We start from the raw sequence: 13,935 nt of genomic DNA, 5'->3' as shown, positions 1-13,935 counted from the left end.
GGCCTAACCTGTACGAATGGGTGAGGACGTACGCGTGAAGGCCGTGGTTGCGCTGGCGCAGGCGATGGCGGCCGCACACACCCCGCGCGAGACGTGGCGGGCGGCGGCGCTGGGCGTGCGGGACGCGCTCGGCGGCAGCTTCGCCGCGCTCTCGGTGTGGGAGCGGGAGGCGGGCCGCCTCCGCGTCCTCGTCAACGAGGGGGACCGCGCGCCGGGCGAAGCGGAATTCCCGGAGGACGAGACGTACCCGGTCCACCAGTTCCCCGAGATCACCGAATTCCTGCACGAGCAGTGGGCGGGCGGCGGCGAACCGGACGCCTGGGTGGAGACGGCGGACGGCCCCGCGTCGTCCCGGCGCGGTTACTGCCACCAGCGCGTCGCGGCCCTGCGCCGGCGCGGCCGGGGCTGCTGCGTGGTCGCGCCGATCGTGCTGCACGGCAGGGCGTGGGGCGAGCTGTACGTGGCCAGGCCGCCGGGCCACCCCGTCTTCGACCGCGCCGACGCCGACTTCGCGACGGTCCTCGCGTCCGTCATCGCCGCCGGAATCGTCCAGACGGAACGCCTGGAGGAGGTCCGCACCCTCGCCTTCACCGACCCCCTCACCGGTCTCGCGAACCGCCGCGCCGTCGACATACGCCTCGACGAGGCGGTGGAGGCGCACCGCGCGTCGGGCGCCGTCGTCAGCCTGGTCGTCTGCGACGTCAACGGCCTCAAGCAGGTCAACGACACCCACGGCCACGCGACCGGCGACCGCCTCCTGGAACGCTTCGGCTGCGTGCTCTCGCGCTGCGGCGCGATGCTCCCCGGAGCACTGGCCGCCCGCCTCGGCGGCGACGAGTTCTGCCTCCTCTCGGTGGGCCCGACGGCCGACGACGTGGTCCGCGCGGCGGAAGAACTGTGCGTACGGGCAACGGAGTTGGAGTACGGCGACGGAGTGGCGTGCGGTGTCGCGTCCACCGGCGACCCGATCGGCGAGATCACCTCGGCCCGCCGCCTGTTCCGCCTGGCGGACGCGGCCCAGTACCGGGCCAAGGCGGCCCGCTCGCGCACACCGGTGGTGGCAGGCCGGGACGGGGCGGTGCTCCCCCTGGCAGAAGCCCCGCGCGACGCCCTGCCGGGGACGGGAGACCGGCGGAGGTTCCGGGGCGCGGGGCGGGACTAGGGCGCGTCGTACGGGGACCGGGCTCCGTCCTGCGGGGACCGGGTCCCGTAGTACAGGGCCAGTTCCGCCGATGACGGGACGGTGGTCCGCTGGGGGTGCCCCGCGCGAGGCAATGCCTCCGCGGCGGCGCGCGCGATGTGCGAACCCCGCCAGGAAACCGCCCCGGCGAAGCCGCGAAAGGCCTCTTGGCGGCTCTGGACGGGGGCGGTACGGCGATGTGCTCCCGCCGGTGAGGGGCGGGCCTCCCGCTCCGCGCCGGAGCCCGCCAGGCTCCCGCCCCCGCCCCCGTCAGGGTGCAGACAAATCCCCTCTGGCCTGGGCTTTTACCCCCGCTCCTCCTAAAATTTCCCCGTACCGCAAACAGTGCTTGGGGGGCTTTGGTGGACCACGACACGCAGCGCGACACGCAGCGCGACACGCAGCGCGGCATACGCACCGTCGACGACGTGATGAACCTGCTGGACGGCCTGTTCGGGCCGGAGGCCGACCGCTGGACCGACGGAGCTTCCGACTGGTGGGACGGCTTCTACGCGGACCGCGACAGGCCCGTCCCCTTCTTCGTGTCGAAGCCGGACGAGAGCCTGGTGGCGTACCTCGACAGCGGTCTGATCCCGTCGGGCGGCGCCCGCCCCCGCCGGGCCCTCGACCTCGGCTGCGGCCCCGGCCGCAACGCCCTCCACCTGGCCGCCGCGGGGTACGAGGTGGACGCCGTAGACCTCTCCCCGAAGGCGATCGCCTGGGCCGGGGACCGCGCCCGCGAGGCAGGTCCTGAGGTCTCGTCCCGACTGCGCCTCCACTGCGCCGACGCGTTCGCGCTCACCGCGGCCGAACTGCCGGGACCGTACGACCTGATCCACGACTCGGGCTGCTTCCACCACCTTCCGCCGCACCGCCGCGTCAGCCATCTCGCCCTGATCGGCCGCCTGTTGGCCCCCGGCGGTCACTTCTCCCTCACCTGTTTCGCGGCGGGTGAGGGCGGCATGGGCTGCGAACTCCCGGACGCGGAGCTGTACGGAGCCGCCCGCCCGCAACTCCACGGCGGTCTCGCCTACACCCCGGAATCCCTCCGCCGGATCTTCGCGGAACTCCCGGGCCTGACGGAGCTCGAACTCCGCCGCATGCGCGACGAGCCCGCCGACTCCCGGTGCTTCGGTGAGCCCTTCCTCTGGGCGGCGTTGTTCCGTCGAGCGGCAACTCGCCCCTCCTGAGCGGCAGTTGAGCTCTGCTCAGTTCTCGGTTGCCGGTACCGCGGCCAGTGCGTCGATCTCGATCCGGAACGCCGGGTTGACCAGTCCTGCCACCTGTACCAGCGAGCACGCGGGCGGGTGGGCCGCGTCCTGGTGTTCGTCCCGCACCCGGCGGAACGTCGGCAGATCGCCCAGATCGGTCAGGTACACCGTCAGCTTGACGACGTGCCGGAGGCCGGAGCCCGCCGCCTCCAGCGCCGCCGTCAGGTTCGCGTAGACCTGCCGCACCTGGGCCTCGGCATTCTCGGCGCCCACCAGGCGCCCCTCCGCGTCCACCGGCACCTGCCCGGACACGGCGACCATCTCCCCGGCGAACGAGACGGCATGGCTGTAACCGTTGACGGGCGGGGCCCCCTCGGGCCGTATGAAGTGCTGCACTTGGCTCTCCCCTCGAATGGTCGAACTCGGTGGGGCCGAACCTACCCCCGACCCCCTGCGGGCAGCTCGGAGCGGTGCAGGACGGCGAAGCCGTCCGCCGCGTACACCTGGCGGAAGCCGGGTTGGGTCGCCTTTGGCGGCTCCACCGAGAACGTGCTGTCCGTGGTGTCCAGGACCATCCAGTCGACCCGTGCGTTCGGGAGGCCCTGGCGGTGGAGAAAGACCGTCGTGCGGTCCGTGAGGTGCGGGGCGAGGCGGTTGGTGGCGGCGACCCGGGCCCCGTCGGGAATGTGTGAGAGTGCCCGGCGGGCGGCGGACGCGGTCGGCTGGTCCTGCCAGAAGGCCGGGCGTACGGCCTCGGCGAGCGGGAGGGCGGTGGCGAGCAGTGCTGCCACCGCCACAACTGCCGTACGGACCTGGGGGAATGGCGGTGGCCTGCGGTCCCGGGCGTCGATCAGGGCGAAGAACACGATCGGCATCAGGACCGCCGAGTAGTGGTGGTCGGTGTCCCAGTACATGGGGTTGGAGGACGTGAACCGCCAGGCCAGCGTGGGCAGTACGAGCAGGATCAGCGGGCTGCGCAGGGCGAGGAAGAGGGTGGGGAGGAGCAGTACGAAGAGGGTGGTGGCCTTGGTGTCCAGGCCGGACGGGGCGGCCGCGTCCGCGCCGCCCAGGGTGGAGAGGTACGTGTATCCGCCGCTCGGGTTGAAGTGCGGGAGGACGACCAGGACCGCGAGTGCCGCTGCCGCCGGGCCCAGTACGCACAGGGCCGTGCCCGCCCTCCGGTCGTGGCGGAGCAGCAGCAGGCCGAGCACGAGAACGGTCGCGCCCAGGTCCTCCTTGACCAGGACAAGCCCCGCGCCCCACATCGCGCACGCCCGCCACCGGCCCTCGCGGTACGCGGCGAGGGAGAGAGCGAGGAGGGGGAGGGCGAAGGCGACCTCGTGGAAGTCGAAGCCGATCAGCTTCTGGACTCCCCAGGAGAGTGCGTACGCGACGCCGATCCGGCGGCCTCCGGCGCGCGTGATCACGTACACCGACCAGGCGGCGAGGGCGGCCTGTGCGAGGAGCAGGGTCTCGACGTGCGGGGCGATGCGGTAGAGCGGGGCGAGGACGGCCAGGATCGGGTGGAAGTGGTCGCCGAGGAGCGGGAAAGGGGTGTCGGGGTCAGGGCCGGAGGCGGACCTGATCTCCGAGACGGGGAAGGCGAATTGGGCGTAGGAGCGGATCCCCTGGCCGAAGATGCCGAGGTCGTATCCGGTGGTGCGGAAGCTCGCGTGCATACGGAGGGCGTACGCCGCGTACACGACGAAGGCGACGCAGGCCGTCGCGGCGGCGGCACGGGTGCGTCCGGTGCGGACGGTCGTCGCGGCGGGGGCACGGGTGGGGGCCGGGGTGGGACGGATCAGGGTCGGGAACACCGGGGGAGTGTGGCTGCCACCTGCTGAGACGACGCTGAAGCTCCCTGAAGATCGTTTCAGGAAGGGGCCGGGCACCCCGTGAATACTGGGCTGCATGAGACTGCTGGTGGTGGAGGACGAGGAGCGCCTCGCCGCGTCCCTGAAGCGGGGGCTCGGCGCGGCCGGGTATGCCGTCGACGTGGCGCACGACGGCCTCGACGGGCTGTGGCGGGCGACCGAGCACCCGTACAGCGCGATCGTCCTCGACATCATGCTGCCCGGTCTCAACGGCTACCGGGTGTGCGAGCGGCTGCGGCGGGCCGGGATCGACACCCCGATCCTGATGCTGACCGCGAAGAACGGCGAGTACGACGAGGCGGAGGCGCTCGACACGGGCGCGGACGACTACCTCGCCAAGCCGTTCTCGTACGTGGTGCTGGAGGCGAGGCTGCGGGCGCTGCTGCGCAGGGGCGGGGCGAAGCGGGGGAGCGTGCTGCGGATCGGCGACCTGTGGCTGGACCCGGCCGCCCGGGAGTGCGGGCGCGGCGAGACCCGGATAGCCCTGACCGGCAAGGAGTTCGCGGTACTGGAGTGCCTGGCCCGGCGGGCGGGGGAAGTGGTGCCGAAGGTGGATGTGGTGGATGAGGTGTGGGACGCGTCCTACGACGGCGACCTCAACATCGTCGAGGTGTACGTGAGCGCACTGCGCAAGAAGATCGACGTGCCGTTCGGAAGGGCGGCCATCGAGACGGTGCGCGGCGGGGGCTACCGGGTGGCGGGCGACGGTGGGTGAGGTGCGGGTGAGGAGTGCGGGCGGCGCGGAGGACGCGGCCGTGGACGGCCCCGTCCCCGACTCCGGTCACCGGGACCGCGCTCCCTCCCGGGGGCCCCGGATCCGCACCGCCCTCGTCGCCGGGTTCTCCGCCGCCCTTGTCGTCGCCCTGCTGTCCGCCGTCTGGCTGATCGCCGACCGGGTCGCGGCCCGCGACGGCGTGGGGTCCGCCGATCCGTACGCGCCGATCCGGCTGTGGCCCGTCGTCCAGGGGACGGCCTGGTTCGGGGTGCCCGGCGGGGTGCTGCTCGTCGGGCTCGCCGTGTGGGGCGTCGCGCGACGGTGGTGGGTCGTGTGCGTGGTGGGCGGGGTGACCGGCTCGCTGTTGTGGGCGCACGCCGTCTGGGTCGAGGCCCTCAACGAGGCCGCGCCCTGGCAGACCGCCAGCGCCGCCCTGCGGGCCGGGTTCGGGTTCGCCGTGCCCGTGACCTCGCTGGCGGTCGCCTTCACGGCGTGGGTGGCGGCCGAGCCGTTGGGGCGGCTCGTGCCCTGGCGGAAGGGCGCGTGGCGGGCGCCCGTCGCGCTCGGTGCGGTGATCGTCGCGGCAGGGGCCGTGTGGGGTGTCGTACAGCCCTGGGACCGGATGCCGAACGACGCCGAGGACAACGGCCACGCCCTGTGGCTGCTCCTCACCTGCGGCACCCTCCTCCTTGTCGTCACCGGCTGGGCCGCCGCGCGCCTCACCCTGCGTCCCGTCGAGGCCATGCGCGCCGAGCTCGCCGACATCACCGCCCGCTCCCTGGACCGCCGCGTCCCGGTGCCCGCCATCGGCGGCGTCCTCCAGAAGCTCGCCCGTACCCTCAACGCCACCCTCGACCGCCTCCAGTCCGCCGCCGACCGGCAGGCCCGCTTCGTCGCCGACGCCTCGCACGAACTGCGCAGCCCCATCGCCAGCCTCCGCGCCTCCCTGGAGTCCTCGCTCACCCACCCCGGCGGCGTCGACTGGCCGCACACCGTGCGCGGCACGCTCACCGACATCGAGCGCATCCAGCACCTCACCGACGACCTTCTGCTGCTCACCCGCATCGACGGCCCCGCCCCGCACGCCGACGAGAGCGTCCCGCTCGCCGATCTCGCCAGCGATCTGGTCGAGGAGCTGCGCCACCTGCGCCGCAACAGCGCTCTGCGCGTCACCTGCACCGCCCCCGCCGACCTGCCGCCCCTCACCGGCAGCCAGGTCCGTCTGGAGCGGCTGCTGCGCAATCTCCTCGACAACGCCTGCCGGCACGCCCGCAGCGAGGTCGGGGCCGTACTGAGTACGGATGCCGGGCGGCGGACCGTACGGGTGGAGGTGCGGGACGACGGGCCCGGCATCCCGCCCGCCGACCGCGAGCGCGTCTTCGAACGCTTCACCCGCCTCGACGACTCCCGCACCCGTGCCGACGGCGGCGGCGCGGGCCTCGGGCTCGCCATCGCCCGCGAGATCGCGGTGCGGCAGGGTGGCACGCTGGTCGTGGGGGAGCGGGGGCCCGGGGGCGAAGGCCGCGGGGCCGTCCTGATCGCCGAGTTTCCCGTCGGAGCGGTACGGGAGGACCTGGCGACCGGCGCGGAAGAGGTGCCGGACGCGCCCCGCAGGCACCTCGCGGGATGGATCGCGGGCGGGGTGCTCGCGGTCGCCGTTCCGCTGCTCGCGGTGGGCTTCGCGACGACGGTGAGCGGGCCTCGGTCACCGGGCGTCGTCGGCGCCACACCGGCCCCGGCGCCGACGCCGACCGTGCAGGCATCTCCGGAGCCGTCCGGCTCCGCCATGGGCCTCCTGCAGCCCAGGGTCGAACACCTCCAGGACGGCGACGCGCACGCCGCCCTCTCCTTCTACGCCCCCGCCAGGACCGAGGAGGAGGGCTGGCAGCAGCTCGCGGCGATCGACGGGCTCTGGCCGGGGTCGGTGCCGGGCGGCAGTGTCCGCACCCCCGGAGCGAAGCTCCCGTACCCGCTCGGCCGTACCGTTTTCACGGCCTCGCTCGGCACCGAGGAGAAACCCTTCGGGTACGGAGCCCTGCCCGCGCCCGGTACCGGCCCGACCGGTACCGCCGCGGCGAAGGTCCGGGCAGGACCCGGCCCCGACGGAGTGGAGCAGAGTGCCGAACTCGTCCTCGGCTGGGCCCCGCCCACCGTCGGCGCGATCGGCTACCGCTGGTCCGACGGCACCGAGGTCCGCCCCCAGCTGCGCAGGCTGCCCGGCTCGGACCGGCTGTGGTTCGTGGTGCAGGGGCCGCCCGGCGCGACCTCCAGGGGGTACGACGTCTACGACCTCGCCGACCGCCGCACCGTCGGCAACCGGTAAGTCGGCAATCAGTAGGTCGGCAACCGGTAAGGGGCCCGTCCCGCATTGACTAGTGACAGCCACGCATTCAAACCGTAGGCTCCTGAATATGGATATGCACACCCTGGTCACGCCCGCCACCCCCGCCACCGTCGTGCTCAGCACCTCCGGCACCACCGTCGAAGATGTCATCGCGGTGGCCCGGGGCAACGCCCGTGTCGAGCTGTCCGCCGAGGCCGTCGTCGCGCTCGCCGCGTCCCGCGAGATCGTGGACGCGCTGGCTGCCAAGCCCGAGCCGGTGTACGGGGTGTCGACCGGGTTCGGCGCGCTGGCGAGCCGGCACATCAGCCACGAGCTGCGCGCCCAGCTCCAGCGCAACATCGTGCGCTCGCACGCCGCCGGCATGGGGCCGCGCGTCGAGCGCGAGGTCGTGCGCGCGCTGATGTTCCTGCGGCTGAAGACGGTCGCCTCCGGGCACACGGGCGTACGTCCGCAGGTCGCGCAGACCATGGCGGACGTGCTGAACGCCGGGATCACGCCGGTCGTGCACGAGTACGGTTCGCTCGGGTGTTCCGGCGACCTCGCCCCGCTGTCGCACTGCGCGTTGACGCTGATGGGGGAGGGGGACGCGGAGGGCCCCGACGGCACCGTCCGTCCCGCGGGCGAGCTGCTGGCCGAGCACGGGATCGCCCCCGTCGAGCTCAAGGAGAAGGAGGGCCTCGCCCTCCTCAACGGCACCGACGGCATGCTCGGCATGCTGATCATGGCGATCGCCGACCTGAAGCGGCTGTACACGTCCGCCGACATCACCGCGGCCCTCAGCCTGGAGGCCCTCCTCGGCACCGAGAAGGTGCTCGCGCCCGAGCTGCACGCGATCCGTCCGCACCCGGGTCAGGGCGCCTCCGCCGACAACATGCTGCGGGTGCTTGCGGGTTCGGGTCTCACGGGGCACCACCAGGATGATGCGCCGCGTGTCCAGGACGCCTACTCGGTGCGCTGTGCGCCGCAGGTCGCCGGTGCGGGGCGGGACACCATCACGTACGCGATCACCGTCGCCGAGCGCGAGCTGGCCGCCGCCGTCGACAACCCGGTGGTGCTGCCCGACGGCCGTGTGGAGTCCAACGGGAACTTCCACGGTGCGCCCGTCGCGTACGTCCTCGACTTCCTCGCCATCGTCGCCGCCGACCTCGGGTCGATCGCCGAGCGGCGCACGGACCGCCTCCTCGACAAGAACCGGAGCCACGGGCTGCCCGCGTTCCTCGCCGACGACGCGGGCGTCGACTCGGGGCTGATGATCGCCCAGTACACCCAGGCGGCACTCGTCAGCGAGATGAAGCGGCTGGCGAACCCGGCCTCGGTCGACTCGATCCCGTCGTCCGCGATGCAGGAGGACCACGTCTCGATGGGGTGGTCGGCGGCGCGCAAGCTCCGTACGACCATCGACAACCTCACGCGGATCGTCGCCGTCGAGCTGTACGCCGCCACCCGCGGCATCGAGCTGCGGGACGGGCTGACCCCGGCGCCCGCCTCGCAGGCGGCGATCGCGGCGGTACGCGCCGCGGGCGTGCAGGGCCCTGGCCCCGACCGGTTCCTGGCGCCCGACCTGGCCGCCGCCGACGCGTTCGTACGGAGCGGTGCTCTCGTCGCGGCCGTCGAGCCGGTCACGGGGCAGCTCGCGTAACTCACGTACGAGCAGGAGGGGCGTCCGGCACACCGCCGGGCGCCCCTCCTTCTGTGCGTTGCGGAGGCGCGACGGCTGCTCGCCGGAGGCGGGAAAAGCGAACGAACATCCAGCCGTTCCCCGGTGCGGGGGAACGGCTGGGGAAGCGGCACGTGTGTGTGGTGTCCGACCGTACGGTCGGTTGTATGAAGCTGGTGGTGCGGGTGAAGCTGCTGCCAACGCCTGTGCAGGCGTTGGTGCTTGAGGCGACGCTGCGTGCCTGCAACCGGGCCGCCACGTATGCCGCGAGGGTGGCGTTCGAGGAGAAGGTGTTCTCCCGCAACGCCCTGCAGAAGCTCGTCTATACGGATGTGAAGGCCACCTTCGGGCTGTCCGCGCAGCCCACTGTGCGGGCGGTCAAGAAGACCGACGACGCGTACACCACCCTGCGGGCGAACCTGAAGGCCGGAAACCTGGGCAAGGCGGGCTCGAAGCGGTGGGTGAAGGCCACCGGGTCACCCGTGGAGTTCCGTCCGGATGCGGCCCAGCCGTTCGACGACCGGTGTCTGTCCTGGCAGTACGACTCTCGCACGGTGTCGATCTGGACCCTGGATGGGCGGCTCAAGGGTCTGCGGTATACCGGGCAGGTGGACCAGCTCAAGGTCCTGGCCGAGCACCGGCGCGGGGAGTCCGACCTCATCCGGTGCAAGGGCAAGTGGTACCTGCTCGCCACCTGCGACGTACCCGACCCCGAGGTGTACGAGCCGGTGGACTTCCTCGGCGTGGACCGGGGCATCGTGAACCTCGCCACCACCTCCGACGGCACCAACCACCAGGGCCGACGACTCACGGGCTACCGCCGCCACCACGCCCGTAAACGCGCCGAACTCCAGGCCAGGGGCACCCGCTCGGCCACCCGCCGCCTGGCCCGCCGTACGAAGAAGGAGCACCGTCATGCCACCCAGGTGAACCACCAGATTGCCAAGGAGATCGTGTCCGCTGCGCAACGCACCGGCCGGGGCATCGCCGTCGAGGAGTTGGACGGGATCCGCGACCGGGTACGGCCAAGACGCAGCCAGCGGGACACCTTCTCTTCGTGGCCCTTCCATCAGCTCGGACAGCACCTGGAGTACAAGGCCTGCCGGGCCGGGGTGCCGTTCATTGCCGTGGATCCGGCCTACACCTCGCAGCGCTGTCCGCGCTGCGGGCATACCGAGCGGGCGAACCGGTCCGACCGGGACCACTTCCTCTGTCGTCGGTGCGGCCTCGCTGGGCCCGCCGACCACGTCGCCGGGGTCAACGTGCGCAACCGCGCACGCTCGTATGGGGTCTCCCCTGCTCGAGCGAAGCCGAGAGCTTGGGGAAGGGTGCTCGTCAACGCACCCGTCCCAGGCCCGGACTAGCTGGCCGGATCTGGGAGATGCGACCCGTGACCGCCCTACCGTCGGGGGCAGTCGGGAGCGCGACCCGGCTTGAAGGAACCGAGCCCACAAGCATCGGTCCCTTCAGTGCCGAGAAGTTGACGCTGGACTACAGCGTCGTACAGGCCACGCTCGCGCCCATCACCGTCGGCGGCTACGTCGCGGCCGGCTTCGTGGCCCTCGGCCTGATCGCCACCGCGCTCATTCCGAGGGCGGGCGTACGGGCGGCCACCTCGACGGCGGAGGAGGTCCCGGTCGCCGGTTAGGTTGGGCGGCGGAAACGTACCGCCGACGTACCGGCCCGGAAGAGAGAAGCGGACTGCCTCGATGAACGCGACGGAGCGCAAGGCGAAGGCGACGGAGCGCAAGCAGCGCGGCACACCCGCCCCCGAGGGCCCCGGCGGACAGCGCGAGCGGCTGACCGAAGGGCTGCGGCTGTACGGGGCCGACTACCAGGAAGTGGGGCGGCGGTTCGCGACCTGGCTCGGCCTGCACACCACCGACGCCGAGGCCCTGGTCCAGATCCTGTACGGCGAGGAGCGCGGCGAGCCGTTCTCCCCGGCCCGCCTCAGCGAGCGCATCATGCTCTCGTCCGGCGCGACCACCGCCCTGCTCAACCGGCTGGAGAAGGCCGGACACGTCGTGCGCACCCGCGAGCAGACCGACCGGCGGATCGTCACGCTGCGCGGCAGCGCCCGCGTCCAGGAGCTGACCGACGACTTCTTCCGGCCGCTGGCGGTGCGCATGGACGCCATGCTGGGCCGCTACTCGGCCGAGCAGCTCCAGCAGTTCGAGGGCTTCCTGAACGAGCTGCACGTCACCTTGAACGAGCACCTGGCAGAGCTGGACGGGACGGACACGCCGGGGACCCCCTAGGCCGGGCCCGGGGGACCTCCTGGGCCAGCCCCGGGGGACCTCCTAGGCCAGGCCCCGGGGAGCCCCGGCCGCGCCCCTGCGTCGTACCGAGTACGTCACGAAGCCCGCGCCGATCCCCAGGAAGGCCGTGCCGCCGATGACGTACGGAGTGGTGTCGACGCTGCCGGTGTCGGCGAGTGCGAGGCTCGTGGCGGGCTGTGCGGGGGTCCGGGCGGAGGCGTCGGGGGCGGTGGAGGTCCGAGCGGCCTGCTGGGCCTGCGCCGTCCCTCCGGCGGTGCCGGCCGTCCGCTCCGGGATCTCGACCGTCGCGTTGGCCGACGGGACGAACCACAGCGCGGCCAGCATCCCGCCGGCAGCGGTGGCGGTCAGCAGTGGTCGGAGTGCGGCCACGGTATCGATCCCCCTTGAGGCACCCGCGAATTGGTCGTGCGCGCCGATGCTAATGAAAGCAGCGGGTCCAAGGAAAGGCATGTGGGGGTGGAACCTTTGGTTCCGCCCGTCGAAACGCCCCCGAAACGGACTTAAGTCCGGCCCGGAATCTCTGCTTCCCCCGCATGACCCCGCCCGAGCAGGGGCAAATAGGGCGGCGTAGCGTCGGAAGCGTGCAGATGCCGGGCGAGCGCTCCCGCGAGTGGCATTGCCCACACTTTCCGCGAAAGTGGAACGGAGGCGTCGGTTCGCGGGTTGTAACTGCATTGACGGGGACGTGCTGCCCGGCGAGACCCGGGGAGTCCCGGCGGGGCCGGGGAAGATCGTGGGGAAGCGGCAACGATGGAGAAGCGTGTGATCACGAACAGCAAGCGACGCAAGGGTCTGATAGCCGCGTCCGCGCTGCTCGGCGGCGTTCTGGTGCTTTCGGGCTGTAGCGACGACGGCAAGAGCGACGGCGGCAACAGCGCCGACGGTTCGAAGAAGTCGCAGGAGCAGGCCGACGCCGCAGCGGCCAAGGACACCTCCAAGGCCCGAATAGAGATCACCCCCAAGGCCGGTGCCACCAACGTCGGCATCAACAACGACACCAAGGTCACCGTCGCCGACGGCAAGCTGACCTCGGTCAAGCTCACCGACGCGGCAGGCAAGGAAGTCAAGGGCAGCATTGCCGCCGACGGACTGAGCTGGCAGCCGGCGGGCAAGCTGGAGCGCGCCACCGTCTACAAGCTCAGCGCGACCGCCGAGGACGCGGACAAGCGCAGCGCCCACGAGAACCGCTCCTTCACCACCGTCTCCCCGAAGAACAGCTTCATCGGCAACTTCACGCCCGAGGACGGCTCCAAGGTCGGCGTCGGCATGCCGGTCTCGCTCCGCTTCGACAAGCCGATCACGAACAAGAAGGCCGTGCAGGCCGGCATCACCGTCACCTCCAGCAGCGGCCAGGAGGTCGTCGGCCACTGGTTCGACTCGCAGCGCCTCGACTTCCGCCCCCAGGACTACTGGAAGGGCAACTCCACCGTCACCATGAAGCTCGCGCTGGACGGCGTCGAGGGTGCGGACGGCGTGATGGGCGTCCAGGACAAGACGGTCAAGTTCACCGTCGGGCGCAACCAGGTCTCCACCGTCGACGTCAAGACGAAGCAGATGACCGTCACCCGGGACGGCAAGGTGATCAAGACGATCCCGATCTCCGCCGGTTCGCCGTCCAACCCCACGTACAACGGCAAGATGGTGATCTCCGAGAAGTTCAAGGAGACCCGCATGGACGGTGCGACGGTCGGCTTCACGGACGACGACGGCAAGGGCGAGTACGACATCAAGGACGTGCCGAACGCCATGCGGCTGTCCACCTCGGGCACCTTCATCCACGGCAACTACTGGGGCAAGGGCATCTTCGGCACCGCCAACACCAGCCACGGCTGCGTGGGTCTGGCGGACGCCCAGGGCGCCAACGACCCGAACACGCCGGGCTCGTGGTTCTTCAGCAACTCGATGGTCGGCGACGTCGTCGTCGTGAAGAACTCCCCGGACAAGACCATCAAGCCGGACAACGGTCTCAACGGCTGGAACCTGGACTGGGCGGCCTGGAAGGCGGGCTCGGAGGGCTGAGATCCCCCGCAGTCGCAGTAACGCGTACGAGGGCGGGCGTCACCCCACACGGGTGGCGCCCGCCCTCGTACGTACCGGCGGGGCTTGCGTAGCGCCGGGGCCACGCTTGCGTAGCGCCGGGGCCACGCTCGCCCCCCGCCGGGGCTACGGCTTCCAGACGAACCGGACGTCCGGCTCCAGCTCCTCGTTGCGCGAGCCGTCCGTCCGCTCGGCCTCGGTGAAGCCGTGCCGTACGTAGAACCGGTGGGCGGGCGTGTTGACCTGGAAGGTCCACAACTCAAGCCCGCCGGGCCGCAGTTCCTTGGCCTTGGCCACGAACAGGTCGCCGAGCCCGCGCCCGCGCCGCTCCGGGGCCAGGTACAGCTGGTCGATGCCCGCCTCGTCCAGTACCAGCACGCCCGCGAGCGCCCCCGTGCCGTCCGCCGCGACCCAGGTGTCGCCGCCCGGCACCAGGACGTACCGGAACCAGCCCCGTACCTCGTCGTCGCTGTGCGCCCGCCGCACGCCGGGCAGGGCGGCGTCGTACGAGCGCAGCCACACGTCGGCGGCGGCCTCCGCGTCCGCCTCGACGGCCGGGCGGAGGGTGAACGGGGCCTGTGCGTGCCGGTCGTCAAGATCCATCCGGTCAACCTACCTCTGACGTAATCGACCCCGCG

13 protein-coding genes are annotated in these 13,935 nt (G+C 72.0%); 9 read left to right on the top strand and 4 right to left on the bottom strand.

The genetic code is table 11. From position 1 onward, the window contains the following. Positions 1–16: 16 nt before the first annotated feature. Together ACH4SP_RS22705 and ACH4SP_RS22700 are read left to right on the top strand one after the other, a co-directional pair. Positions 17–1,162, top strand: a complete 1,146-nt coding sequence (locus ACH4SP_RS22705) for a diguanylate cyclase domain-containing protein (protein ID WP_398417359.1) — start codon at positions 17–19, stop codon at positions 1,160–1,162. Positions 1,163–1,611: 449 nt separating this feature from the next. Next, complete coding sequence (locus tag ACH4SP_RS22700) at positions 1,612–2,370, top strand: class I SAM-dependent methyltransferase (RefSeq protein ID WP_398417756.1); 759 nt, start codon at positions 1,612–1,614, stop codon at positions 2,368–2,370. Positions 2,371–2,388: 18 nt separating this feature from the next. On the opposite strand, the gene ACH4SP_RS22695 is transcribed toward ACH4SP_RS22700, so the two are convergent. Together ACH4SP_RS22695 and ACH4SP_RS22690 are read right to left on the bottom strand one after the other, a co-directional pair. Further along, positions 2,389–2,787: a RidA family protein gene (locus tag ACH4SP_RS22695; protein ID WP_398417358.1), complete on the bottom strand. Its 399-nt coding sequence runs from the start codon at positions 2,785–2,787 to the stop codon at positions 2,389–2,391. Positions 2,788–2,828: 41 nt separating this feature from the next. After that, positions 2,829–4,208, bottom strand: a complete 1,380-nt coding sequence (locus ACH4SP_RS22690) for a DUF2079 domain-containing protein (RefSeq protein WP_398417357.1) — start codon at positions 4,206–4,208, stop codon at positions 2,829–2,831. 94 nt (positions 4,209–4,302) lie between these two features. On the opposite strand from ACH4SP_RS22690, the gene ACH4SP_RS22685 reads away from it, so the two are divergent. The 6 genes from ACH4SP_RS22685 to ACH4SP_RS22660 all read left to right on the top strand — a co-directional run bounded on the left by ACH4SP_RS22685 (position 4,303) and on the right by ACH4SP_RS22660 (position 11,239). Further along, entirely contained in the window at positions 4,303–4,980 is a 678-nt protein-coding gene (locus ACH4SP_RS22685; RefSeq protein ID WP_398417356.1) for a response regulator, read from the top strand. A gap of 1 nt (position 4,981) precedes the next feature. Beyond that, the gene (locus tag ACH4SP_RS22680) at positions 4,982–7,303 is read left to right on the top strand and encodes a sensor histidine kinase (RefSeq protein WP_398417355.1); all 2,322 of its coding nucleotides are present in this window, start codon (positions 4,982–4,984) and stop codon (positions 7,301–7,303) included. A gap of 94 nt (positions 7,304–7,397) precedes the next feature. Then, positions 7,398–8,963, top strand: coding sequence for a histidine ammonia-lyase (hutH, locus tag ACH4SP_RS22675; RefSeq protein ID WP_398417755.1), 1,566 nt, complete (start codon positions 7,398–7,400; stop codon positions 8,961–8,963). A 185-nt stretch (positions 8,964–9,148) separates the two neighbouring features. Then, complete coding sequence (locus tag ACH4SP_RS22670) at positions 9,149–10,345, top strand: RNA-guided endonuclease InsQ/TnpB family protein (protein ID WP_398417354.1); 1,197 nt, start codon at positions 9,149–9,151, stop codon at positions 10,343–10,345. Between the two features lie 26 nt (positions 10,346–10,371). Beyond that, positions 10,372–10,629: a hypothetical protein gene (locus ACH4SP_RS22665; protein ID WP_398417353.1), complete on the top strand. Its 258-nt coding sequence runs from the start codon at positions 10,372–10,374 to the stop codon at positions 10,627–10,629. Positions 10,630–10,690: 61 nt separating this feature from the next. Next, positions 10,691–11,239, top strand: a complete 549-nt coding sequence (locus ACH4SP_RS22660; protein WP_398417352.1) for a MarR family winged helix-turn-helix transcriptional regulator — start codon at positions 10,691–10,693, stop codon at positions 11,237–11,239. A gap of 42 nt (positions 11,240–11,281) precedes the next feature. Here the strand turns inward: ACH4SP_RS22660 and ACH4SP_RS22655 are convergent, their stop codons facing one another. Then, positions 11,282–11,584: a hypothetical protein gene (locus ACH4SP_RS22655; protein ID WP_398417754.1), complete on the bottom strand. Its 303-nt coding sequence runs from the start codon at positions 11,582–11,584 to the stop codon at positions 11,282–11,284. Positions 11,585–12,010: 426 nt separating this feature from the next. Here ACH4SP_RS22655 and ACH4SP_RS22650 point away from each other — a divergent pair, with 426 nt between their 5' ends. Further along, positions 12,011–13,279: an Ig-like domain-containing protein gene (locus tag ACH4SP_RS22650; protein WP_398417351.1), complete on the top strand. Its 1,269-nt coding sequence runs from the start codon at positions 12,011–12,013 to the stop codon at positions 13,277–13,279. 144 nt (positions 13,280–13,423) lie between these two features. On the opposite strand, the gene ACH4SP_RS22645 is transcribed toward ACH4SP_RS22650, so the two are convergent. Further along, complete coding sequence (locus ACH4SP_RS22645; protein WP_398417350.1) at positions 13,424–13,900, bottom strand: GNAT family N-acetyltransferase; 477 nt, start codon at positions 13,898–13,900, stop codon at positions 13,424–13,426. Between the last annotated feature and the right edge of the window lie 35 nt (positions 13,901–13,935).

The organism is Streptomyces sp. NPDC021093 (genome assembly GCF_044333135.1).
Taxonomy (GTDB): Bacteria; Actinomycetota; Actinomycetes; order Streptomycetales; family Streptomycetaceae; genus Streptomyces.
This window is presented reverse-complemented; position numbering and strand designations above follow the sequence as displayed.